The following is a 22,487-nucleotide window of genomic DNA, read 5'->3' as shown; positions in this document are numbered from 1 at the left end:
ACAAATGGAAAATTTGAATGAATATATTGATCTTACTGGTTTTGGTCATTCGCTAGGTTATATGCTAGTCTCGTTAACTATTTTTTATATTGGTAAGATCGTGTTTAAATTGTCAAATGCCAAAACAGACATTACAGCGGAGCTAGTTCATAAAGACAACTTCGCTTTTATCCTTTCTTATGTTGGTTATTTCGTAGCATTAGTTATTGTTGTTGGCGGTACAATTTTAGGTGAAAGTTTAGGCTTTTATACTGATCTTGCTCATATAGGTCTTTACGGTATATTAGGAATTGTATTGTTACAAATTTCTACTCGAATAAGCAATCGACTTATTTTACCCAACTTTGATATTAAAAAAGAAATTCTTTTAGATAAAAACAACGGAACAGGTGTTATTGAAGCAAGTATCTATGTTTCAAACGCTCTGTTACTTCATGGTGCTCTTATCGGAGAATCAACAAGTTTACAAGAAGGGATTATCACCTTTATTACTTATTGGTTTATTGGGAATATTATGCTAATTGCAGCTTCAAAAATTTATACAGTATGGATTCGTTTTGATGTTCACAAAGAAATTGAAGCTGATAATGTAGCCGTTGGTGTTAGTTTTAGTGGGGCCATTTTAGCCATTGGAATTGTTATTATGAATGCTTTAATCGATCCTTTTATTGATTGGACAACTACTATAATTGATGTACTTTTACAAACCGTTTTAGGCATCATTTTACTGCCTATTATGCGATTTATCACAGATAAAGTTCTAATCCCTGAACGCAACTTAACCGATGAAATTATAAATCAGGAAAAGCCAAACATAGGGGCTGGTTTAATTGAAGCATTTGCCTATGTTGGGTCAGCTATTTTAATTACATGGAGTATATAAAACGTAATTCATTTATTCTCAAACTAGCGATATTCGCTACTGGTTTTGCCGGAATTGTAGCCGAATATGTTTTATCTACACTAGCTACTTATTTCATAGGAAACTCTGTTTTTCAATGGACAATGATTGTTTCATTGATGCTTTTCTGTATGGGATTAGGAAGTCGTCTTAGTAAGCTTTTTAAAACTAACCTGATTCGAAACTTTTTACTTTTAGAACTCTCGTTATCTCTTATTGTGGCATTTTCTTCGGTCCTCGTATATACCTTAGCGGCTGTTTCTTCTTATTACGACATTGTTATTTATTTTTTGAGCATGCTCGTTGGCTTGTTAATTGGGTTAGAAATTCCATTAGTAGTTCGAATCAACGAGGAGTACGAAGATTTAAAAACAAATATCTCCTCGATTCTTGAAAAAGATTATTACGGAAGTTTGCTAGGAGGTGTATTTTTTGCTTTTATAGGCCTTCCTATTCTTGGACTTACTTATACTCCATTTCTCCTAGGACTTATTAACTTTTTTGTTGCTTGCATGGTATTTTACCGATTCAAAGGTAAAATGGTTAAAAACCAATTAAAAACTATGTTAACGATGATGACCGTTGTATGTATCATATTAGTAGCAGGAATAAGTTTTACTGATTCAATCATTACATGGGGAGAACAAAAAAAATACAAAGACAAGGTTATCTATGCCAATCAGAGTAAATACCAAAAAATTGTACTCACGGAATGGAAAAATGAGCATTGGCTTTATTTAAATGGAAATTTACAATTCTGCTCTATCGATGAAAAAATGTACCATGAACCATTGGTTCATCCTATTATGCAAACGCATCCACATCCACAAAAAGTTTTGATACTCGGAGGTGGTGACGGATGTGCTGTTAGAGAAATATTGAAATATCCTTCAGTTGATAAAATTGATATGGTTGATTTGGATCCTAACATGACAGATCTAGGTAAGAATCATTCAGTCCTAATCAATATTAATGAAGGTTCGATGAGTAGTGATAAGTTGACGATCTATAACAAAGATGCGTATGTTCATTTAGAGCAGGACAATCAATCTTTCTATGATATCATCATTATCGATTTACCTGACCCAAGAAGCGTGGAACTGGGAAGACTGTATTCACACGAATTTTATTCGTTATGCTATCGTAAATTAAGACCAAATGGACTTATCGTTACGCAGTCTGGGAGTCCATATTATGCAAGCAAAGCTTTTCAATGTATTAACCTAACATTGCAATCAGCAGGCTTCATCACTGTTCCTATGCACAATCAAATTTTATCCATGGGAGAATGGGGATGGATCATTGGAACAAAAGATAAAACGATATCTCAAGAAAAGTTTAAAGAAAAACTACATAGTTTAAATTTTTCGTCAATAAAAACAAAATGGATACACAAAGAAGCTATGCTTTTATTAACATCATTTGGAAAGAATGATTTTTTCAATGCCAATGTCAATGAAGTAGAAATTAATAAAATTCAGAGCCCTGTATTGTATCAATATTACCTCGATGGCAACTGGGATTTATACTAAAAAAAGCGAATGAATACTGAATATAAAAAAATAGAAGCTAAAATATTTAATCTTCAAGAATGGATTATCCCTACGAATCCTGAATATTTAAAAGAAAAATTCGAAGCTTTGCTTATTCAATGCAATTTCACTATCCTTAATTTTAGTGAACATTATTTCGATAAGGAAGGCTACACCTGTTTTTGGTTGTTAGGAGAAAGTCATTTAGCTATTCATACGTTCCCTGAAAGTAACAAGACTTATTTAGAGCTAAGTAGTTGCAATGAAGAAAAACGAAATCAATTCCAAAAATTAATGGCAAATGAAAAGTAAGCATAAATTCATACCACTAATTATAATCGTAAGTATTTATAATTTATTGGTATATGGTTTATATTATTTTGAATCGAACTTCGAAAATACGAATATTCGAAATTTGGCAGACTCCTACTGGTACTCATTAGTTACCCTAACAACCGTTGGGTATGGAGATTTTTATCCGATAACATTTTGGGGAAGATTGATAGGAATTTTATTTGTTATAGGAAGTCTTGGGTTCTTAGGGTACCTAATTACGGAATTAAGTGTAAAAATATCAGAATATTTAAAAAAAAGAGAAATGGGATTTTTTGGAACTAAAATGAAAAATCACTGTATAATTATTGGCTGGAATTCTTTTTCAAAACGCGTAGCTGAACAAATCGTTAAAGCGAATGAACCCTTGGCCATTGTGATTGATAGAGAAACTGATTTAAAAGAAATCAGACAACTCTATACAGATAATCAATGCTTTGTTCTACAAACAAATCTGAAAGACTATGAGGCTATCGAAAAAGTAAACATAATAGATTCAAGAAGAGTATACATCAGCTTTGAAAGTGACACAGATACTTTAGTCTACACCATCAGTTTAAAAAAGCGATTCGAAAACATTAATTGTGTTGTTGCGATTGAAAATGTAGAACTTAAGTCTTCTTTCAACTATCTGGGAGTGCAATTTATAATTCCTAAAAAAGAAATTGTTTCAAAATTCATTGCTAGCTATATTTTTGAACCTAATGTAGCTTTGCTAACGGAAGATTTAATTTCAACTTCAGCAGAAAAAAGCAATTTAGATATTTGTGAAACTCAATTATCAGAAAGCAGTGAACATGTAAACACAAACTTTATTGATACATTTATTAAACTTAAAAAAGATTTAGGTATCACTTTAGTCGCTATCAGCAGAAATGGTGAACTCATAAAAAATCCAGAAAATAATTTCAAACTAATTAAAGGCGATATTTTAGTTTATATTGCAAATGGGGAAAACAAACAATATTTAACTTAGTCTATGAAAAAACAATTAAATGATATTGTAATTTATATTCCATTACTCAAGAAAAAAATTGAAAAAATAGCTATCAAACATGATATTAATGGGGAAATTTTGATTCTTGAAATGCTTAGATTTCTTAATCTTATTCACCTAACAAATGAAAAATTATCACCATCATTAATAGTTGATCTCGCATGGCATGAATTCATATTATTCACTAGGCATTATCACGAGTTTTGTAAAACGCATTTTGGACGATTTATTCACCATATACCAAGTGAAGGCAGTGATCATACCATTTACGAAAAAACAATAGAACTTTATATAAAACATTATGGTAAGCCTTCAGAAATCATCTGGGGATCGCATGCCACTAACATATGGGCTGCAAGTGATTGCGGCGCCTGTCATAACTAAAAATCAACTATGTATTTAGAAGGAATTCTTACAATCGACCCATCTCAGTTAACTGAAATAAAAAAAGTAAAGCCCTCCAAAGCTTTCAAAAAGTTTTTCCATCATTTAACTCTCGGTACAATCTCTGACAAACAAGAAAGAGAAACTTTTACAGCTGTAGCCATACTTCAGCAATTTAACGCGACTTTCCGAGGATTGAATATTACTAATATCATTAAAATTGCTCATGATGATATTGATTTTTATCATGATAGAGATGGAAAGAAAGATGATTTAAAGGAAGCTTTAGACACGTATGAAATTGAGATAAATGAAGCAATGTCAATCCATTTTCAGCAACTAAAACTAGTTTTAGAGCATGAAGACAATGATTTCAAATACCTCATCGAGGTTGAAATAAACAGAGATCATGAAGTTGGAGTTTATCCAATAGTTATTAAAGTATCTGGGTTATTTAAAGAGTTTTCACATGGAAACCTCAAAAATAAGATAAACAACGCGGTAAGCAGTCAGAAAGTGTTTGACGAATTTAGAGATACCAAAGTAAAAGCCTTCGATTACTTTTTGAATAGAATTAAACTTAAGCTAAAAAAAGAAATTGAAACCGATGATATTAAATCTTTCATAAAAAATAAACTCATATTACCGAAACGTAAAATTCAAGATAAAAAAGAGATCCCTCATAACACACAAAGAGGTGGCGTTTATGGTGGTTATCATGGCTTTGACGACTACTTATTCTACAGTTTAATTTGGTCTGATATTATGCATGATAGTTCACCTATTCTCATCAAAGAATCTTATTATGAAAACGAGGACGGAGAAGATTTAGGGTACGCTAATGAATTGAATGCTCAAGATAATATTTTTGATCCCGAAACCGACCTAGAGACAGTTTCATCAACCTTTGAAAATGACCCGATGGTAATTAATGAACCTGAAGCAGATAGTTCTAGTAGTTGGTTTGATTTTGATTCATGGGGAAGTGACTCCGATTCTAGTTTTTTTGATTCAAGCTGTAGTTCTTGTTCAAGTTGTTCTTCTTGTGGTGGTGACTAGTATTTTTAGAACCTAAAATTATTGTAGTATAACATTCTTTTTTGCTTGCCATTCCAGAACAAAAACTGCAAACAATATTATGATTCTATTTTAGAATTCACATATAGCTCTCGCTAACTTTTACAATATTTAAAAAAACTCATAAAGTTTAAACTTTATGAGTTTTTCTGCCGAAAATTATTTTATCTACTAAAGTTATTTTATGATAAATCGTTTATTTGATTTAGAAAAATCATTTTTAAGACTTAACACATATATTCCCGGTTTTAAGTCAATATTTATTGTTTTGCCTTTCAACTTTCCTGTGTCAAAAATTTGACCTATTAAATTAGCTATTTCGTAATCAATTTCATTGAGACCTTTACTACCTCCTATTAAATTTAATGGCGATCCTTTAGTAATAATACTTGGTGCTATTTGTAAAGAACTAAATACTTCCTCATCTTGATTTCCTAATACATCCACTCTTGACACAAATGAATCTATATTAACTAAAGAATTACCACAAGAGCCCTCATAAACCTTAACATTTGTAAACGTTGAATTATTTCCTGAGCTCGCATCATTATCATTTATAAAAACAAGTCTATCCATTACACCTGAATAAGAACTTCCTATGGGAATAACATATTTTTTCGTTCCTCCTGCATAATTGTCATAATTTGTAATACCGTAATTTTGAGTACCATGCACTTTAAAATATCTAAAATCAGATAGTGAATTATCATTTTCAAAACCAATACCATGTATTTCTCCTTCAGCTGTACTACTGAACTCAAATTCTACAACTGTATTTGCTGTAACTGTGTAATTCATTGGGATGTACTTCCATGTATTATTAGTCAACGTTAGTGATTCTCCTGAGGTAGATACTGAATAATTACCGTCATTATCTTGATTTGAAAATGAATTTATTGAAAAATCATTAAAGTTCAAGGCTGGACAATCGTCTCCTGAACCTCCCCCATTATCATCGTTATTAATAGAAATAGCATCAATAGCAATATCACTTTGCCAACCATTAGATCCAGAACCTGTTAAAACATTAAACCTTAATTGAACACTTAATTGTCCTGAATAAGAACTTAAGTCTACATTTGCTGTCAACCATGAGTTACCTTGATCACCCGATTTATTAAATACTGAAGTCCAAGCACCTGTATTATTAGTCCTAGCTTCAACTATTAAAGTATTAATTGCACTACCGTACATATGATATTTAAAACTAAGATTTGGAGAAGATAAATTACTTAAATTTAAACATGGTGAATTTAATATTGCTCGTTTATTTGGAAAACCTGTACCGTTCCCTGAAGCCTCAACATAGATATACGTTGAACCATCAGTTGCACCAGTAGGACCCGTTGATTCTGAGGGGGTTCCTCCTGAGTTCCTTGTGAAATTTATATCATCTCCCGAAGAAGCATTTTTCCATAAACCTAAATCACTTTCAAAGCTCTCATTAAAGGGATAAGAAGTTACTTCTCCATCTTGACAACCTCCATTTGACCCACCATCATCATTAGAAACACTAACAGCATCAATAGCAATATCACTTTGCCAACCATCATCTCCTATGCCCGTAAGTATATTAAATCTTAATTGTACACTTGATCTGCCCGCGTATGATTTTAAATCTATATTAGCCTCTTTCCATGAATTACCTTGACTACCTGATTTACTAAATATAGAATTCCAATCACCTGAATTATCCAATCTAACTTCAACAGTTAATTTATTAATTGTACTACCATACATATGGTATTGAAAATTAAGCTTTGGAGATGTTAACGCAGTTAAATCTATACAAGGTGAGTTTAGTATAGCTCGTTTATTTGGAAAACCTGTACCGTTCCCTGAAGCTTCAACATAAATATAATTCGAACCATCTGCTGCTCCTGCTGGTCCTGTATCATCTGAAGGAGTGCCTCCAGAATTTCTAATAAAATCTATATCATCACCTTTCGAAGCATTTTTCCACATACCTAAGCCACTCTCAAAACTCTCAGTAAATGGAAATGAAGCTACATCTCCATCACAAGTAGTTGGAGTTGGCGTTCCGCCACAAGGATTTTCAAAAGAAACCGTTTGATCATTGTTAGTATTTGAACCACCATTTCTGTTTTCATCTGCGTCTTTTCCTACGCCTCTCTCTGCAAAAGCTTTCCATATTAAACAGCTATATTTACCATTGTACAAATCTTTATCAGCTTGAAGAATCCCATCACGTCCCGACACAAAACCAGGATTACTAGCTGTATTTTTTAAGCCTTCTATTACCAAAGCCATAGCAATATTATTTCCTCCCTTTCCATTGTAAAAATCAGTATCAAATCCTTCTTGATCAATTAACAGCCAAGTCATGTCCCATAAAATAGTTGCAAAAGCATAGCCTACTCCGTGAGGTACTCTCAGGCCCCCTATATCGGCATAATCCGTATCATTTATTGATCTATCTGTTGAATACACTGTTGGTCGAATCCCTAAGCCATCTAAAGATTGCCCAAGCACGTAAGTCCCCACTCCTCTTTTATCTGCTCCAGTATCTCCTGGCTTCATTGTTAGCATTAATCCAAACCAGTCTGACCAACCTTCACCCATTTGCTCAGACCCACCTAAAGCATTTGAAAATCGTCCTCCAACCAAGCGGGTTGAAATTCCATGCCCGTATTCATGAGCTATTATCAAATTGTCAAAAGAACCATCTCTACCAGGGTTCGTTCTATTCCACAAAAACATTTGCATTCGAGGGTTTGATCCATCACCTGGTGTAGCAAAATTTGCGTTATTTGTTCCTCTACCATCTTGAGAATCTGCATTAACAGAATCACCTCCTGTACCTCCTTTTCCATAATTATTCTCCTGAAAGTTTCCAGAAGCTTCATCAAAACCATACTGATACCATACATCATGCATTATATTATTCCAATAGAATAAATTTGTTGTAGATGCATCTTGATAATTACTTGGCGACTGATTTAAATTAACGGGAAAATTAAAATTCAAAGAATTTCCTCCGCCGGGCGAAGCTCCTGTCCCATTATTTCCATTAGTATCTTCTTGAGCCCAAACATTATTTCCTCTCGTAATATTGTATTCAGCTCCAGATACACCATTCGTATCATGCCACCCGAACGGAGAAGCTACAGAATTTGATGGATCAGAAACAACTGTTCTACCTCCGTCATCTGGATTCATAAGAGGCATTGCATAAACGTTGTAAGAAGTTGATGCTACCATACTAGTTCCTTTCTTGTAAGGTATCCTTTCTTCATTGATTTGCTTTTCAATTATTTTTTTTGGATGTGTATGATACTGATGTGCACGATCATTTTCTTCTCCAAAACTACATGATATTACCCAGTTATCTTCTATTAAAATTTTTCCTGAGGTTGCATCAACAAAAGTATTCCACCAATTATCACCACCTTTTTCGTAAAGGTTAACATTCCAACATAAATGAAGTTTATTTTTATGAAAAACATAAACTTTTTTAACTAAAATAGGCTCATTATCCTCTGTAATACCAGTGTTATTATAGACAGAAACTTCATCCTCATTTCTGTTTCTTTTCATGGTTTTAACCAATCGATTACCTGGTTTCAATTGATGACTTTTAATAACTTCGTCAATAGCCTCATTCTCTGAAATAATAACAGATTTACTTTGTAATATTTTTTCTGGAATATTTGATATAAACTGATTATTTGTAAAATTTACTTTTCCATTAAAAACAGACATATTATAAGTTCCATTAACAATTGGAATCCCCCTATAATATTGCGTTAAATAATAATGTGTAAGTCCTTTTTTTAAAGAGGAAGCTGAACTAGATACTTTCCATTCAGAAAAATCATTAGCTACTTTTTTACTTTTCTTTTTTAAATTGTTAAAGTGTTTTTGAATTACATCTAGATCACTAGACTTTTTTGTTTGCGAATGGTTTGTTAGCCCAGTCATAAGTAGAAGGGCAAACAGACAATATTTTTTCATAATATTGATTTAGAAGGGTTTAAAAATTACTTAAATGTATGAAAAAACATTTCAAAAAATCACCTAACTTTAAAATAAAATTAAAATTTTAACAAAAAAATTAACTTTTAAGCTTAATTTTTGTTTTTTTAAAAAATTTAAATGCTTAAAATTATATATTTTTCAGTCTAAGGATCAATCTCTTTTATCAATTAACTATTCTCGAAAAACACTGTCTATAAATAAAACAGGCATCATAATATGATGCCTATTTACTACTATATTTTTTATACTATCTATTGCTCATTAAATATGGATTTTACTTTTTCAAAAATAGCATCATCACCATCAAAGTTTAAATTCGTTTTTCGAAAAAGAGAAATAATCTTGGAAGGATTCATTTCTTCTCCAAGTATTCGAGCAACGCCAACACCTAGATCTTTTCCATAACCAAAGGCTATAATTTCTCCTATCCTATTTGCTTCTCCCAAATAATATATATTTATATTATTTCCACTCTTCTTATAACTTATAAGCTTCTTATAATCTGAATCATCAAATATACTTTTTAGTTCTGTTTTCTCTTTTTCGTAAGAAATTTCATTTGATTTTTTTATCGGTAAAGCAGTTAAACTGATTTTTTTTACACTCTCATATATCTTTTTATCTTCTTCGTTTAGAATATCTTCTGTCAATTCAAAAACACCAACAGGTATATCCACATTCAAAAAACCATTTTTATCCTGACTTTCAACAAGATAACTTTGTAATGTTTTTTTGTTATTACATGAGAATAATATTAGTGTTAAGCAAAAGAGTGGTACTAATTTATATAAATTCATTATTTAATTATTCTTAAATTATTTTATTTTAATCTCTCCTTTCTCAGAATACTTGTTTGCTATCTTAGAAAGCTTATTAACATTTATTTCACCTATCAAAGAAATTATAGAAATTTTAATCTGCCCTTTACTGTTAGTTTCTTTTTGAAACATTAAAACCTCATTTACAAGATCTTTATTTGCGGTAGATTTAACATATATTCTAATTCTAGAATCTTTATCTTTTACTCTCATTAACTGAATTAAACTTGAATTTTTCACAGCATCGTTAACCATAGCCTCCATCTTTACGACCGCATTAGTATTTTCGGAAGAAAATACTTTTAACTCATTTAACCCCTTTAATACATTAAAAAATTCTAGGCTTTCAGATTTTGCTTCGGGAAATTTTGATATCAGTTCAAATGCGTCTTTAGTCATAACAAATGAAGAAACCGCATCTAAATCTTCCAACTCATCAAATGATTGACTGAAGACTAAATTAGATGCTAGTGTGACAACTAGTAAAAACAATATTTTTTTCATGACTTTCTTAATTTTAATATCTATTTGGTTTTATTTTTAAATCTTTTTATTCTTGGCTTATTGTTCTGGACGCCTCATTTACAACCCTTTCATAGGTCGCAATATATCCAATTGCTTCTTGACTTTTACTTAAACTATTTGACACTGTATATAGTGCCTCATTTCCTTTATTAAGGTTTAAAGAAACCATTTGAAGAGCTTCTTTTATTTGCATAAATTGCTTTTTTTGCTCATTTTTTTGATAAATATTATACCCTAAATAAAAACCGAATAACAAAGCTACAGATACTGCTACAGATAGCCATTCAAAATTTTTCTTTATTTTAATTTCAGGCTTCAGCCATATGGGCTTTTTTAAAGTTTCTTGCCTATCTTCTTTGATGTAGTTAAAAAGTATACTAAATTCCTCTAAATGCGCTGCTACTTTTTCTGAAGTAAAATATTTATATAATACTTGTTCTTCTTCCAAGCTAGTATCTGCATTTAAATATTTTTCTACTAATTTTTCTATATTAGCTAACTCCATAATTATATCTTTTTATGAGTTCTTGTCTTATTTTCTTTCTAGCTCTTGAAAGAGCCACTCGAACTGCAGTTGATTTCATTTCCATTATCTTACATATTTCATCTAGTTCATATTGTTCAATATCTCTTAATTGAATAATTGCTTTTTGCTGTTCAGGTAATTTTTCAATTAAAAGTCTTACTTGAGCTACGGCATCGTTATTTTCTATCTTTTTATCTAACGTAATTCCTTTCTCTTTGTAATTAGTATGAACCAAGGATAAATTACTTGCTTGTTTTGATTTCAATCTATCAAAACAATAATTTTTGGTCATTGTTATTGCAAATGCCTCAACACTCTTATACCTCTTTAACTTCTCTTTATTCTTCCATAATTTTAGATAAAGTTCCTGTGTCGCATCTTCAGCTTCTGCTGTAGAAACTAGAAGTCTTTTTGCTAATCGAAAAATTCTATCTTTAAAAGGCAAAACAGCTTTTAAAAAGTCTGATTGTTTCATTGTGGTTGATTTAGATGAACTACTTTAATTTTAAGTGTTCACAGTGTTATGACGATTAAGCGCAAAGTTTGTTACGTGATTTCGCAAAAAAATAATATTATTCACTAAATTGCGTTGTTTTAGTTTTAAGATGTTTCGGATGAAAGTTTACAAATTATTCCTTGTTTTTATTGTTTTATCGAGTGTTTTTTCTTGTAGTAGAGATGAAGCGCCTAATGATGTAGAAATTAACAATTTTGTTTGGAAAGGGCTTAATGCCTATTATTTATGGCAAGAAAATATTCCAGACCTATCAGATACCCGCTTTACTTCAGATCAACAATTATACAACTACCTATCTGGATTTGATTCGCCTAAAACTCTTTTCGAAAACCTTCTTTATCAAAAAAACATAGTCGATAAATGGTCTTGGATTGTAGACAATTATATCACTCTAGAAGAAGCTCTTCAAGGCACCTCTTTGACTACAGGTATGGAATTTGAAATTATTGAATATAAAGATCAATCAACAAATATGTTTGGTTCCGTTAGGTATGTTAATCCGGGAACAGATGCTATGATAAAAGGAATAAAAAGAGGAATGGTTTTCAATGAAGTTAACGGTGTAAAATTAACAAAAAGTAATTATAGAGAGCTCTTATTTTCTAACACTCCTTCCATAACAATCACTTTAGCAGATTACAACTCTGGTAACCCGATAGCTACAACCAACACCATAAGCCTTACTAAAGATAAGTACACTGAAAATCCTGTTCATATATCAAAAACTCTTGACGTAGGTGGCCAAAAAATTGGTTATTTAATGTATAATGCCTTTGTAAGCTCTTTCGACGATCAGTTGAACCAATCATTTTCTAATTTTAAATCTGAAGGAATTACTGATCTTATCATAGACCTTAGATATAATTATGGCGGTTTTGTAAAATCTGCAGCAAGACTCGGTAGTATGATTACTGGGCAGTTTACTAATGAAATATTTGCAAAGCAACTTTGGAATAATAAATACATGAGCGTTGTTAATCCTGATTTCTTAATTGATAGGTTTCCAAGTACTCTAGGAAATAATACTGCTATTAATAGCCTTAATTTGTCAAGAATTTACTTTATTACAACCGCAAGTACTGTCTCTGCTTCAGAACTTATTATAAATAGTCTTGATCCTTACATTGACGTAAAAACAATCGGTACTAAAACACGAGGAAAATATGTCGCTTCAATAACTCTTTATGATTCACCTACATTTTCTTCGAAAAACAACATCAATCCGAATCATAATTGGGCTATGCAACCAATTGTGTCGGAAACTGTTAATAAAGACGACAAAAATCAAAAAGAAGGAATCATCCCTTTTATTGAAATAGAAGAAGATTTTGGAAATTTAGGAAATTTAGGTGAAATAGACGAACCATTACTTCAACGAACCATCCAGTTAATAACCACTGGAAGTAGAAGTAATCGTAGAGAGAAAATAGCAAGAAAAAGTCTTTCTAATAGACTTAGAATTATTAATAGTTCAAAATCACGACTACCTACATACAACAATATGTACATAGGTGAGCCTAAATAATGTCAGTAATTAATCATTGAATAGATAGGAGATGATCTCATTTATATATTAATTATTATTTAAAATAAAGTCATTTGATTACTCTCTTTTTTAAGATCTGGTATTTTTAACGAGAACCCAAGATTTTCATTTATTTTTTTAGTGAAATGACTTGCAAGTGATACAGATTCCTTCTCTAAATTTTGATGTATAAAAAAATGAATATTTTGTAATCCAAGTTCTTTCCATTTTTTTAACCTCAAGACCCAATTATCCAACCTATCGTAATCAGAAAAATGATTAGAACCAACATATCTTATAAATGCTTCATTTGATGTCAAATTCATATGTAACATATCTCTTCTTCCAGCAGTATCAACAATAATATTGGTGATATTATTGTCACGAAGTAAAGTTGTATATTCATTAGAGAAATTTTTATCAGAAAACCAATTTGGATGCCTAACTTCAATAGCTAGTTTAATTTCTTTAGGCCAACTATTTACAAAATTTTCCACTCTCTTAAAGTTATCAGGTCCAAAGTTTTCATTTAATTGTAAAAAAATAGTTCCTAATTTCTCCCCAAGATGTTGAACTTGAAATAAAAAATCATTTACGCTATCCTGAACTCCTTCCAGTCTCTTCCAATGACTTATTTCTTGTGTTAATTTAGGAAAAAATTTAAAATCTTTAGGGGTTTTATACTTCCACCTAAGAAACTGATCAGCAGAGTACGACTTGTAGAATGTTGCATTTAATTCAATTGAATTAAATTGACTAGAGTAATATTGAAGTTCATCTTGAATTCCCTGAGGATAAAAACCTTTCAAATCTGATTTATTCCATTTAGCACAACCAATATAAACGTTTTGCTGTTTCATTTTATATTTTTTGCTATTAAGTACAATAGTTGTATTCGGATGTGTATCTGGCAGCGAAAAATCTATAACTTCAGGACGTTCGACTTTTCCAAATTTCATATTTCATCTTGTTATATGTTAGAATATAAATCAATCATCTATCAATTCTGTTTTGAAATCATTCATTTTATTTTCATTTTTCTTTTTAGCATAGTCAAAACCTTGCTCCCACCATTTTGACATTAATTTTTTATCAAAAACTAATGAATTTGTCGTTAAGACAGTCGGAGTATAATATAAATTTAATTTAACATCTTTATTTCTAGCTAATAGTTTACCAATTGTAACATTATGTTTTTCAACATGTCCTAGCATAAAGTCAAAAACATCTAGCATTAAAGAAAAAGGGTTTTTCGCAGGTAACCTATTTATTTGCGTCATTTCTGTCTCTAAAATAATAGCATCTATTTCCTTTGCTCCTCTTAAAATAGCCTCTCGTATTGGTACTAAACAACCAAAACCGCCATCTGCATATTGACAACTATTTTTTTCCAATAAACTCATAAAAGGAACGTAATTACATGAACCCCAAATCCAATCACAATAATCTTCATAACTCCAATCTAAGATAGATTTATATTCAATCTTATTAGCTGTTAAATTTGAAACGGTAACTACCACCTCTTTATTCTTATGCCGTATCTCATCAAACATACCTTTTGTAATGTTTTTCTTTATTAATTTTTTTAAGTTTTTACTTTCTCCAAAAGTTTTTCTTCCTTTGATAAAATTCCATAAAGTATTACTGTGTCTTATTGAGATAACTTTTTCTCCCTTTACATGTTTAATCTTAAATGGGCTATTACTAAAAACAGTATGTTGATTAACATTTGTATATAATTCTTTAAGTTCTCTTACTTGTCCTAAAGATAGATGAGAAACCATCAAGCTTCCAGTAGATGTTCCTAAAAATAAATCGTATTCCTTTTTCTTCTTATTTATAAGAAACTCTGCTACACCTCCAGCAAACGCTCCTTTACTCCCACCTCCAGAAATAACCAATGCTTTTTTCATATATTACTATTTTTTAATTATTTAAACACAAGTAATATTTTACTTGATTTAAATTTTAACAAAAATCAAATGACTTTTACCTATATTTAGGTTTGTAAAAATATCAAAAAATGCTCCGTCTTCTTAGTCTTTTTTTCAATATCCTTTTTTTATTTTCCTGTAAAGGAAGTAAAAAACCTATATCAATTAGTATTATAGATTTTAAAGTAAGTAAGGGTGATATAAGAGCTATTCATGGTACAAGTACTGACACTCTTTACTATGCTGATTCCAAAGGAAATATTGGTTATACTTACAATAAAGGAAAATCATGGTCAAAGACATCTATTAAAAATAATGATCGTCTAATTCCTAATTTTAGAAGTATTGCTGTTAATAAAGATACTGTTTTCTCTCTCTCAATAGGTACCCCTGCGTTGTTATACAAAACTTATAAAAACTCTACTAAACTCATCTACTCTGAAAGTCACCCAAAAGTATTCTATGATTCAATGCAATTTTTAAAAGATGGTAAAGTAGCAATAGCTGTTGGCGATCCAACTGATGTATTCCCATCCATACTTATCTCTCATGATTATGGAAACACATGGAAAAAAATTAAAAGCAATTACTTACCAAAGTTTGAAGAAGGAGAAGCCTTTTTTGCCGCAAGCAATACGAATATCAAAATTTTTGAAAAAAAAATATGGTTAGTTAGTGGTGGTTCAAAAGCCAGAGTACTGCAATCTGAAGATGTTGGTCTAACATGGACCATTCATGATACTCCGATTATACAAGGAAAAAACACTCAAGGTATCTACTCTGTTGACTTTTATGATGAACTAAATGGAATTATTTTTGGTGGAGACTTTACAAAACCTAAAAGTAACAATGCTAATAAAGCCATAACAAAAGACGGAGGTAAAACGTGGAAATTGATATCCGATAATGCAGGGCCAGGTTATAAGAGTTGTGTAAAATATATCCCTAATTCAAAAGGAAAGAAAATAATTGCTGTTGGTAAAACAGGAATCTCTTACTCTAAAGATGGTGGCAAAAATTGGATAGAATTAAGTGACGAATCATTTTTTGTTATTCAATTTATAAACGAATCATTTGCCTGGTTAGGAGGGCAAGGAAGAATTGGAATTTTAAATTTAAAACAACCATAAACCCAATAAAATAATTTACTGAATATTTCAGTTTTAAAAATCAACAATAAATAATGAAAAAACTTTTAATTCTATTACTCTTCTTTGGCCTAGTTAAGGCAAGATCACAGGAGTACTTCCCAATTAACTCGGGTGTTAAAACTTATAAAGACAAATCAATTGCATTTAAAAATGCTAGAATTTTTATAACTCCTAAGAAAATTATAAATAATGGAACTTTATTAATAAAAGAAGGAAAAGTTGTTAATGTAGGTAAAAATATTGCCATACCAAAAGGAACACATGTTATTGATCTTAAAAACAAATCAATTTACCCTTCCTTTATTGATGTTTACTCTGAATTTGGAATAAAAAAACCAAAACAATCTTTTAACTTCAGAGAAAATCCTCAATACGATGCTAAAAGAAAAGGTTATTACTGGAATGATCATATTCGACCAGATATTAATGCCTTTGACGAATTTGTGTTTGATAAAGAAGAAGCTTCTAAGTTACTAAAACAAGGTTTTGGTGTTGTTAATACCCACGTAGATGATGGCATAATGCAAGGTAGTGGGGTATTAGTTACTTTAAACACAAAAAGTACTAAGGCACATCGAATACTTTCTAAGCGGTCAGGAAATTATTTATCTTTTTCAAAAAGTAAATCAAAACAAGTGTACCCAACCTCTAAAATGGGAGCAATGGCACTCTTAAGGCAAGCCTATTTAGACGCTCAATGGTATGAAAAGGGACATGTTCAAACCACTGATTTAGCTCTTGAAGCATTAAATAATAATAGAAATCTAACACATATTTTTAAAGCAGGAGACTATTTAAACGCCATTAGGGCAGATAAAATAGGTGATGAATTCGAAATTCAATATGTTATACTTGGCGGTGGTGATGAATACGAAAGAATTAAAGAAATTAAAAAAAGTAACGCAACTTTTATTATACCGCTTAATTTTAGAAAACCGTACGATGTAACAGATATAGAACTAGCTAAAAAAATTTCATTAAGAGACCTGCGTAAATGGAATCAAGAACCCTCTAACCCTGGAGTTTTACAAAAAAACAATATTCAATTTGCCACAACTCTTTATAAACTTAAATCATTAGACGACTTTTATTTAAATCTAAGAAAAGCCATTAACTTTGGACTTGACAAAACTGTCGCTCTTGAGTCGTTAACAACAATTCCTTCTCAAATATTAAAAAACCCATATATTGGAAATCTTAATATTGGAAGTTATGCTAATTTCATTATTTGCTCTGGAGATCTTTTCGATAAAAAAACAACGCTATATGAAAACTGGATCCAAGGAACTAAGCACATAATTAATCCAATGAACAGTATTGAAATTATTGGAGAGTACACATTAACCATTGATGATAAAGAATACAAAATGCATATTTCTCAAAAAAAGGGAAAATACCAAGCCTCCATTAAAAGAGAAAATCAAAAAATCAAGGCTAATTTTTCCTTTAAAAATAATTGGATACAGCTAACAATTAACGATAAAAATAGTTTCTCAAGAATTACAGCCAAGGTCTCAAATACTTCTAGTAAATTAGAAGGTAGTGGCATTGATCATAACGGAAATCAAATTAATTGGCAGGCTATAAAGCAAAAGAAAGAGAAAACAAAAAAATCTACAGAAAATAAAAAAGCACCAGAAGTATTCGCTTCGAGTTATCCAAACGTGGGTTTTGGTAATTATACGATTCCAAAGCAAGAAACCATTTTGATAAAAAATACAACAATTTGGACGTCTGAAAACAATAAAGTTCTTAAAAATTCAGATTTATTGATCTCTGATGGAAAAATCTCAAAACTTGGGAAAAATCTTTCTTCAACAAAAGCTAAAATTATTGACGGTACTAACAAATATTTGACAGCAGGAATTATAGATGAGCATTCTCATATTGCTGCCTCTGCCATCAATGAAGCAGGACATAATTCTTCTGCTGAAGTCACAATAGAGGATGTTATTAATCCAGATGACATCAATATTTATAGAAATATTGCTGGAGGGGTTACTTCAATCCAGATTTTACATGGTTCCGCCAATCCAATTGGAGGACGCTCCGCAATTATCAAACTAAAATGGGGAGAGAGTGCTGATAAATTACTTTACAAGAACAGTCCTAAGTTTATCAAATTTGCACTAGGTGAAAACGTTAAACAATCAAACTGGGGAGATCATAATACATCGCGTTTTCCACAAACAAGAATGGGAGTCGAACAAGTTTATATTGATTATTTCCAGCGAGCAAAAGAGTATGATAATGTTAAAAAAAGCGGTAAACCCTACAGAAAAGATATTGAATTAGAAGCTCTAGCTGAAGTTTTAAATAAGCAACGTTTTATTTCATGTCATTCATATGTACAATCAGAAATAAATATGTTAATGAAAGTAGCTGAAAAATTCAATTTTAATATCAATACATTCACACACATTCTAGAGGGCTATAAGGTTGCTGATAAAATGAAAGAGCACGGCGTTGGCGGTTCTACTTTTTCTGATTGGTGGGCCTATAAATATGAAGTAAATGATGCAATTCCATACAATGCTGCCATTATGCACAATCAAGGGATTACCGTAGCTATTAATTCAGATGATCCGGAAATGTCAAGACGCCTAAATCAAGAGGCTGCTAAAACTATTAAATACGGTAATTTATCTGAACAGGAGGCTTGGAATATGATTACAATCAACCCAGCCAAATTACTTCATTTGGATAAAAAAACAGGAAGTATAAAAGTTGGAAAGGATGCCGATGTAGTTCTATGGAGTGACAACCCTTTATCTATTTTTGCTAAAGTTGAAAAAACAATAATTGATGGAGCTATTTTTTTTGACATTCAAAAAGACAGACTCAAACGTGAAGAACTTAAGGAAGAGCGCACGAAATTAATTAACCTAATGCTTAAAGAAAAGATAAAAGGATCGCCGACACAAAACCCAAGTAAAAAAATTAAAAAACTGTTTCATTGTGATACAGAATAAGAATTTATTATTTCTACAAATGAAAAATATTATTTTATATAAGTTACTATACTTCTTATCTATTGGATTTATAGTTGGACAACAAACTCCTGCGCCAAAACAAAAAATAGACTTTTCTATTGAGGGAGCTACTGCGCACATTGGTAACGGAACTGTAATTGAAAATTCGTTAATTATGTTTTCTAATGGTAAAATTTCATTTATTGGAAATGCCAATGCGAGAATTGCCAGAGTTGGCACTGTTATTAACGCTAAAGGAAAGCACGTTTACCCTGGTTTTATTGCGGCTAATACAACACTCGGCTTAGCTGAAATAGATGCGGTTAGAGCTACCAGAGATGATGATGAAATTGGTGGAATGCTCCCACATATTCGAAGTATTATAGCTTATAATACCGAAAGTAGAATTATAGAGTCTATAAGACCTAATGGTATTCTAATGGCGCAGATTACTCCAAGAGGTGGTACTATTTCTGGCACATCTTCAGTGGTTCAACTAGATGCTTGGAATTGGGAAGATGCAATTATAAAATTAGACGATGCAATACATGTAAATTGGCCAAAAAATTTTAAAAAAGGAAAATGGTGGTTAGGTGAATCCTCAGAGCTAAAACCTGATGAAAAATACGTTAACAACTGTAAAAACATAGAACAGTTTTTTACTGACGCTAAAAATTATTTAGCAAAAAAAGAGAAAAAAATAAGTCTACCCTACGAATCTGTTAAGGATCTTTTTAAGGGGAATAAAAAAGTTTTTATTCATGTAAATGGACATAGAAGAATTGTAGATGCATTAAGCACTTTCGATGAATTAAGTATCAAAAACATAGTAATTGTTGGTGGTTATGAAGCAGAAAAAGTAGCTGATTTGTTAAAATCAAAAAATATTTCCGTTGTTTTAGAACGATCTCATCGATTACCATCAAATGAAGACGATGATATTGATATTTCTTACCGCACAGCAAAAATTCTCTCTGATGTAGGTATTTTAATCGGTTTAGGCATGAATGGAGAAATGGAACGAATGAGTACAAGAAATCTACCTTTTTATGCAGGCACCTACGCAGCTTATGGTTTAGGAACAGAAAAAGCTATCCAAATGATTACTGAAAATAATGCAAAAATTCTCGGAATTGATGATTTTACTGGTACTTTAGAAGTTGGTAAAGACGCTACACTCTTTATTTCAAAAGGTAATGCATTGGATATGAGAGGTAATATTTTAACAAATGCTTTTATTCAAGGGCGAAAGATTAGTTTAGAAACTCATCAAACTAAACTGTGGAAACGATATGAGAAAAAATATAAAAATTAAGATATTCTAAAAGAATATAAATAAAAAAACTCATTGCGTATGCAATGAGTTTTTTTATTTATTTAAGAGAAAACTATTTTACCTCCTCAAAATCAACATCCTCTACATTATCTCCTTGAGATTGTCCGCTAGCGTCAGCTTCCGATTGCTGAGCTCCTGAACCAGCATCCCCAGCTTGTTGTTGAGCCGCATACATTTCTTCTGAAGCAGCTTTCCATGCCTCATTTATTTTCTCCATTGCTGAATCAATTTGAGCTAAATCTTTAGACTCATGAGCTTTTTTTAGTTCTTCCAAAGCAGCTTCTATTGGTTGCTTTTTATCTGCTGATAATTTTTCACCAAAATCTTTTAGTTGTTTCTCTGTTTGAAAAATCATAGAGTCTGCTCCATTAACTTTATCTGCAGTCTCTTTTGCTTTAGCATCAGCTTCCGCATTAGCTTCTGCATCCGCTTTCATTTTTTGAATTTCTTCATCAGTTAAGCCAGAAGAAGCCTCAATACGAATGTTTTGTGACTTTCCTGTAGCTTTATCTGCTGCTGAAACATTTATAATTCCATTAGCATCGATATCAAACGTTACCTCAATTTGAGGAACCCCTCTTGGAGCTGGAGGAATGTCAGTCAATTGAAAACGTCCAATTGTTTTGTTATCTGCTGCCATAGATCTCTCACCCTGTAATACGTGTATATCAACAGACGGTTGATTATCTACTGCCGTAGAAAACACCTGAGACTTTTTAGTAGGAATTGTTGTATTTGCTTCGATTAATTTTGTAAATACATTTCCCATAGTTTCAATACCTAATGATAAAGGTGTAACATCCAATAATAATACATCTTTAACATCACCAGTTAAAACTCCTCCTTGAATTGCAGCTCCTAAAGACACAACTTCATCTGGATTTACTCCTTTACTTGGAGCTTTTCCAAAGAATTTTTCAACTGCCTCTTGAATTGCAGGAATACGAGTAGAGCCCCCAACTAAAATAATTTCATCAATTTCTGAGGTTGATAAATCAGCATTTTTTAATGCAGTTCTACATGGCTCAATTGTTCTTTTTACTAAATCATCAATTAATTGCTCGAATTTAGCTCTACTTAATGAACGAACTAAATGTTTTGGTCCTGATGCGGTAGCCGTAATATAAGGTAAATTAATTTCAGTAGAAGTAGTACTTGATAACTCAATCTTTGCTTTTTCAGCAGCTTCTTTTAAACGTTGTAAAGCCATTGGATCTTTACGTAAATCCATATTCTCTTCAGCTTTGAACTCTTCTGCTAACCAATTAATAATTTTTTCATCAACATCATCTCCTCCTAAATGAGTATCACCATCAGTAGCTAACACTTCAAAAACGCCATCTCCTAACTCTAGAACAGAAACATCATGAGTACCACCTCCAAAATCAAAAACTACTATTTTTTTATCTTCATTTGATTTATCTAAACCGTATGCTAAAGCAGCTGCTGTTGGTTCATTTATAATACGACGAACTTTTAATCCTGCAATTTCTCCTGCCTCTTTTGTCGCCTGACGCTGTGCATCATTAAAATAAGCTGGAACAGTAATCACTGCCTCTGCTACATCTTGCCCTAGATAATCTTCAGCTGTCTTTTTCATTTTTTGTAACACCATAGCTGAAACTTCTTGTGGTGTGTACAATCTATCATCAATTTTTACACGTGGAGTATCGTTGTCTCCTTTTACAACTTCATAAGGTACTCTGTCAGCTTCTTTTTGAGATTCAGAATATTTATTCCCCATGAAACGTTTAATAGAGTAAACTGTTTTAGTTGGGTTTGTTACTGCCTGACGCTTTGCTGGATCACCTACTTTACGTTCACCGCCTTCTACAAAAGCTACAACAGATGGAGTTGTTCTTTTTCCTTCTGAATTAGGAATCACTACAGGTTCATTTCCTTCCATTACAGACACACATGAATTAGTAGTACCTAAATCTATACCTATAATTTTACTCAT

General features: G+C 31.5%; 18 protein-coding genes. 10 read left to right on the top strand and 8 right to left on the bottom strand.

Annotated features, from left to right (window positions below; translation table 11 throughout):
- Positions 1-4 precede the first annotated feature (4 nt).
- From AC2GW8_RS13945 to AC2GW8_RS13920, 6 genes are read left to right on the top strand one after another with little or no spacing between them, the layout of a single operon-like run.
- Positions 5-883 carry a DUF350 domain-containing protein gene (locus AC2GW8_RS13945; protein WP_440880483.1) on the top strand — a complete coding sequence of 293 codons (879 nt, stop codon included), beginning with the start codon at positions 5-7 and terminating at the stop codon, positions 881-883.
- Positions 871-2,433 carry a polyamine aminopropyltransferase gene (locus AC2GW8_RS13940; RefSeq protein WP_440880482.1) on the top strand — a complete coding sequence of 521 codons (1,563 nt, stop codon included), beginning with the start codon at positions 871-873 and terminating at the stop codon, positions 2,431-2,433. Before AC2GW8_RS13945 ends, AC2GW8_RS13940 begins: the two co-directional genes overlap by 13 nt.
- Positions 2,434-2,442: 9 nt before the next feature.
- Positions 2,443-2,745 carry an S-adenosylmethionine decarboxylase family protein gene (locus AC2GW8_RS13935; RefSeq protein WP_440880481.1) on the top strand — a complete coding sequence of 101 codons (303 nt, stop codon included), beginning with the start codon at positions 2,443-2,445 and terminating at the stop codon, positions 2,743-2,745.
- Positions 2,735-3,742 (top strand): potassium channel family protein, encoded by a 1,008-nt coding sequence (locus tag AC2GW8_RS13930; protein ID WP_440880480.1) that lies wholly within the window; start codon positions 2,735-2,737, stop codon positions 3,740-3,742. Before AC2GW8_RS13935 ends, AC2GW8_RS13930 begins: the two co-directional genes overlap by 11 nt.
- A gap of 3 nt (positions 3,743-3,745) precedes the next feature.
- Entirely contained in the window at positions 3,746-4,147 is a 402-nt protein-coding gene (locus AC2GW8_RS13925; RefSeq protein WP_489749569.1) for a glycine-rich domain-containing protein, read from the top strand.
- Positions 4,148-4,156: 9 nt separating this feature from the next.
- Positions 4,157-5,206, top strand: coding sequence for a hypothetical protein (locus AC2GW8_RS13920; protein ID WP_440880478.1), 1,050 nt, complete (start codon positions 4,157-4,159; stop codon positions 5,204-5,206).
- A 195-nt stretch (positions 5,207-5,401) separates the two neighbouring features.
- Here the strand turns inward: AC2GW8_RS13920 and AC2GW8_RS13915 are convergent, their stop codons facing one another.
- The 5 genes from AC2GW8_RS13915 to AC2GW8_RS13895 form a co-directional block, all read right to left on the bottom strand.
- Positions 5,402-9,199 (bottom strand): M36 family metallopeptidase, encoded by a 3,798-nt coding sequence (locus AC2GW8_RS13915; RefSeq protein ID WP_440880477.1) that lies wholly within the window; start codon positions 9,197-9,199, stop codon positions 5,402-5,404.
- Between the two features lie 275 nt (positions 9,200-9,474).
- Positions 9,475-10,020 carry a GFO_1091 family lipoprotein gene (locus tag AC2GW8_RS13910; protein WP_440880476.1) on the bottom strand — a complete coding sequence of 182 codons (546 nt, stop codon included), beginning with the start codon at positions 10,018-10,020 and terminating at the stop codon, positions 9,475-9,477.
- An 18-nt stretch (positions 10,021-10,038) separates the two neighbouring features.
- Positions 10,039-10,545, bottom strand: a complete 507-nt coding sequence (locus AC2GW8_RS13905) for a DUF4252 domain-containing protein (RefSeq protein WP_440880475.1) — start codon at positions 10,543-10,545, stop codon at positions 10,039-10,041.
- 46 nt (positions 10,546-10,591) lie between these two features.
- Positions 10,592-11,071: a PG0215 family putative anti-sigma factor gene (locus AC2GW8_RS13900; RefSeq protein WP_440880474.1), complete on the bottom strand. Its 480-nt coding sequence runs from the start codon at positions 11,069-11,071 to the stop codon at positions 10,592-10,594.
- Positions 11,058-11,567 (bottom strand): GFO_1088 family ECF-type sigma factor, encoded by a 510-nt coding sequence (locus AC2GW8_RS13895; protein ID WP_440880473.1) that lies wholly within the window; start codon positions 11,565-11,567, stop codon positions 11,058-11,060. The genes AC2GW8_RS13900 and AC2GW8_RS13895 overlap by 14 nt, the downstream gene beginning before the upstream one ends.
- Before the next feature lie 139 nt (positions 11,568-11,706).
- Here AC2GW8_RS13895 and AC2GW8_RS13890 point away from each other — a divergent pair, with 139 nt between their 5' ends.
- Positions 11,707-13,134: a GFO_1087 family putative carboxy terminal peptidase gene (locus AC2GW8_RS13890; RefSeq protein WP_440880472.1), complete on the top strand. Its 1,428-nt coding sequence runs from the start codon at positions 11,707-11,709 to the stop codon at positions 13,132-13,134.
- Positions 13,135-13,193: 59 nt separating this feature from the next.
- On the opposite strand, the gene AC2GW8_RS13885 is transcribed toward AC2GW8_RS13890, so the two are convergent.
- Together AC2GW8_RS13885 and AC2GW8_RS13880 are read right to left on the bottom strand one after the other, a co-directional pair.
- Positions 13,194-14,093, bottom strand: a complete 900-nt coding sequence (locus AC2GW8_RS13885) for a DUF72 domain-containing protein (RefSeq protein ID WP_440880471.1) — start codon at positions 14,091-14,093, stop codon at positions 13,194-13,196.
- 30 nt (positions 14,094-14,123) lie between these two features.
- A complete protein-coding gene (locus tag AC2GW8_RS13880) occupies positions 14,124-15,047 on the bottom strand; it encodes a patatin-like phospholipase family protein (protein WP_440880470.1) in 924 nt (307 codons plus the stop codon).
- Positions 15,048-15,157: 110 nt separating this feature from the next.
- Here AC2GW8_RS13880 and AC2GW8_RS13875 point away from each other — a divergent pair, with 110 nt between their 5' ends.
- Genes AC2GW8_RS13875 through AC2GW8_RS13865 form a run of 3 tightly spaced genes read left to right on the top strand, consistent with a single transcriptional unit; the run spans position 15,158 to position 20,506 of the window.
- Entirely contained in the window at positions 15,158-16,198 is a 1,041-nt protein-coding gene (locus tag AC2GW8_RS13875; protein WP_440880469.1) for a WD40/YVTN/BNR-like repeat-containing protein, read from the top strand.
- 53 nt (positions 16,199-16,251) lie between these two features.
- Positions 16,252-19,191: an amidohydrolase family protein gene (locus AC2GW8_RS13870; RefSeq protein WP_440880468.1), complete on the top strand. Its 2,940-nt coding sequence runs from the start codon at positions 16,252-16,254 to the stop codon at positions 19,189-19,191.
- 19 nt (positions 19,192-19,210) lie between these two features.
- The gene (locus AC2GW8_RS13865; protein ID WP_440880467.1) at positions 19,211-20,506 is read left to right on the top strand and encodes an amidohydrolase family protein; all 1,296 of its coding nucleotides are present in this window, start codon (positions 19,211-19,213) and stop codon (positions 20,504-20,506) included.
- 73 nt (positions 20,507-20,579) lie between these two features.
- Here AC2GW8_RS13865 and dnaK read toward each other — a convergent pair whose 3' ends face one another.
- The gene (gene dnaK, locus AC2GW8_RS13860) at positions 20,580-22,487 is read right to left on the bottom strand and encodes a molecular chaperone DnaK (protein ID WP_440880466.1); all 1,908 of its coding nucleotides are present in this window, start codon (positions 22,485-22,487) and stop codon (positions 20,580-20,582) included.

The sequence above is a fragment of the Tenacibaculum profundi genome, from assembly GCF_057162725.1.
This window is presented reverse-complemented; position numbering and strand designations above follow the sequence as displayed.